Source organism: Atribacteraceae bacterium (genome assembly GCA_035477455.1).
Taxonomy (GTDB): Bacteria; Atribacterota; Atribacteria; order Atribacterales; family Atribacteraceae; genus DATIKP01.
Genome location: DATIKP010000109.1, coordinates 1 through 2,265 on the forward strand (window position 1 = coordinate 1; position 2,265 = coordinate 2,265).

The following is a 2,265-nucleotide window of genomic DNA, read 5'->3' on the forward strand; positions in this document are numbered from 1 at the left end:
GGAGGGTCTTTCCCACCGGCGCGGCTCCCGGTCGGCGAAGCAATCAGTCGATGCCTCAGCTAAAGGTGGTGTGGCGAAAACGTGGTCGATCCGCCAGCCGATGTTTCGCTCCAGAGAGTCTTTCACCCGGTAATCCCAGAAAGTGAATTCACCGTCATCCGGCCGGTGCTTTCGAAACACGTCGACCAGCCCCCAAGATATGACTTCCTGGAATGCCTTTCGAACGTCCTCATGGCAACAAACATGGTTTTTCTTGTTCGTCGGGTGGGTGACATCCCGCTCAGTTGGGGCGACATTGAGATCGCCCACCCAAATGAAATGGTCGCTGACCTGGTAGCGATTTTCCAGGAGACGGCGGATCCGGGAGAAAAACCGGAGTTTTCCAGTGTAATCGGGGTGATTGATCGCTTTACCCTGGGGAACATAGGTATTGAGGATGTGAATCCCGTTCCAGCGGGCTTGAATGGCGCGGGCTTCCGATAATGGAGTTTCTCCGTCGTCAAATCCGAATTTTACGTCGGTGAGCGGTGTTCGACTGCAGATTGCCGTCCCGTTGTAAGCCTTTTCGCCTCGATACACAGCTGAGTAACCCATTGCTTGAAAAACGCTGGCGGGAAACAATGCGTCTTCTGTCTTTGTCTCTTGGAGACAGAGGACATCGACGGGATGGACTGCCAGCCAGCGGGTCAGTATCGGAAGCCGGGACCGGATCGAGTTGACGTTGAAAGTAGCTATAGTCCAGGTGCTCATGAGGTCAATTCCGGAATAAGGTAGCCGGTTTCCTCCAGAGCCTTTTTCAACCGATCCCGCAGGGCCTGGATTGCCTGTTCCGGAAGACTGTGAAAGGGACGCCGCATCTTCCCGTTACCAAATCCGCGCAGGGATAAGGCCGCCTTGACCATGGCGAAATTCGTCCCCTCACCCATTGCCGCCGAGATTTTTATGAGCTTACGCTGCAGATCCCGGGCTTTTTCGTAATCCTTTTCCCGATATGCCCGCCAGACGTCGACAAACGGTTCGGGGACGACGCCGCCTGGTCCGGTGACTGACCCGCTGCCGCCCGACATTAATGAAACAAAAAAAGCCCGGTCATATCCGAGGATAACTCGAAAATCCGGTCGGGATTCCAGAATATAGCCTGTGACTGTCGAAAAGTTCCCACTGGAATCCTTGATGCCCACCAAATTGGAGAACTGTTCGGCCAGACGGGACACAGTCGAAACTGCCAGATTGTTGTTGGTTAATTGGGGAATGTTGTAGAGATACAGGGGAAAATCGGAGAATTCCCGGGCGATCGAGGCGTAATAGTCGAACAACTCTTCTTGGGTGTAAACGTAGTAAAAGGGGGTCACCACTGCAGCACCGTCAGCTCCATGAGTCCGGGCGTGATCAAGCAGGTCATGGGTTTCGGTGAGGTTGCTGGTTCCGCACTGAGCGGTAATGGTCATTTTTCCATCGTTGGCTTTCAATGCGGTTTCCAGAATGCTTTTCCGTTCCTCCATTGAGAGGATCTGAGCTTCGGCGGTGGTACCACAGACAAACATGCCGTCGACCTGTTTTTCTGCCAGGAAATGGATGTAACGTTGCAGGGCGGTGTAATCGATATGATCCTTTTCGTCAAAAGGGGTGGCATGGGCGACCACGACACCTTCCAACAATCTCATACGATTTCCTCCTTTTTCTTTTTGATTTACTCATCCCTTCCTTCTACTTACTTAGCAGGGCAGCAACCCTGCTATATTTTTTTATTGGTTTGACATACTCCCACGAATAAATTCGTGGGAGTATGTCACTTCCGGAACAGTTTGCCCAGCAGCCGGCCCGTTGCTTTGCCTGTCGCTCGCCGGACAATACGCCTGCCAACCTTGCCGCTCTTGACAGCCTGTACATCGCCAAGCACTTTAGCCAACCAATACAGGAAGCCCCGCTTTTTGTTAATGCTCATCTCCTACACCTCCTCCGGTGGTTCACCTTTCTTCCTCCTATTTTTAGTGAATTTTAGTGTTTTTTATGGTATATTATTTTCAGGGGGGGTGCAACAATGGAAAACGAGCTAATGTCAAATCTTGGGTATGACCCATCAGGCGGCGTCCACATTCTGGCGAGTTCCATCAACGAATACGACTCCTTCCACCACTTCCGCTAACCGGGGTACTCCATCCAGCTTCCTCCATCTCTTCTTGGCACTGAGGAAGAGTTGGTGGACCATACTGAGGACGGTCACTCGTGACCCGCAGTTCTTGGTCTTGTTGGTTTGCAACCTGA

General features: G+C 52.2%; 4 protein-coding genes. All 4 read right to left on the bottom strand.

The window, feature by feature from the left end; all coding sequences use genetic code 11:
- Positions 1–750, bottom strand: a 750-nt coding sequence (gene xth, locus VLH40_06700; protein ID HSV31693.1) for an exodeoxyribonuclease III, incomplete at its 3' end; no start/stop codon positions are given.
- The gene (locus tag VLH40_06705; GenBank protein ID HSV31694.1) at positions 747–1,664 is read right to left on the bottom strand and encodes a dihydrodipicolinate synthase family protein; all 918 of its coding nucleotides are present in this window, start codon (positions 1,662–1,664) and stop codon (positions 747–749) included. The genes xth and VLH40_06705, both read right to left, overlap by 4 nt.
- Positions 1,665–1,789: 125 nt before the next feature.
- Positions 1,790–1,945 carry a hypothetical protein gene (locus VLH40_06710; protein HSV31695.1) on the bottom strand — a complete coding sequence of 52 codons (156 nt, stop codon included), beginning with the start codon at positions 1,943–1,945 and terminating at the stop codon, positions 1,790–1,792.
- 135 nt (positions 1,946–2,080) lie between these two features.
- On the bottom strand, positions 2,081–2,265 hold a 185-nt coding region (locus tag VLH40_06715), incomplete at its 5' end, for an IS256 family transposase (protein HSV31696.1).

What these genes read in the sequence shown, in the direction of transcription:
- VLH40_06705 (HSV31694.1), bottom strand. Translation starts at nt 1,664, where the DNA reads ATGAGATTGTTGGAAGGTGTCGTGGTCGCCCATGCCACCCCTTTTGAC.
- VLH40_06710 (HSV31695.1), bottom strand. Translation starts at nt 1,945, where the DNA reads ATGAGCATTAACAAAAAGCGGGGCTTCCTGTATTGGTTGGCTAAAGTG.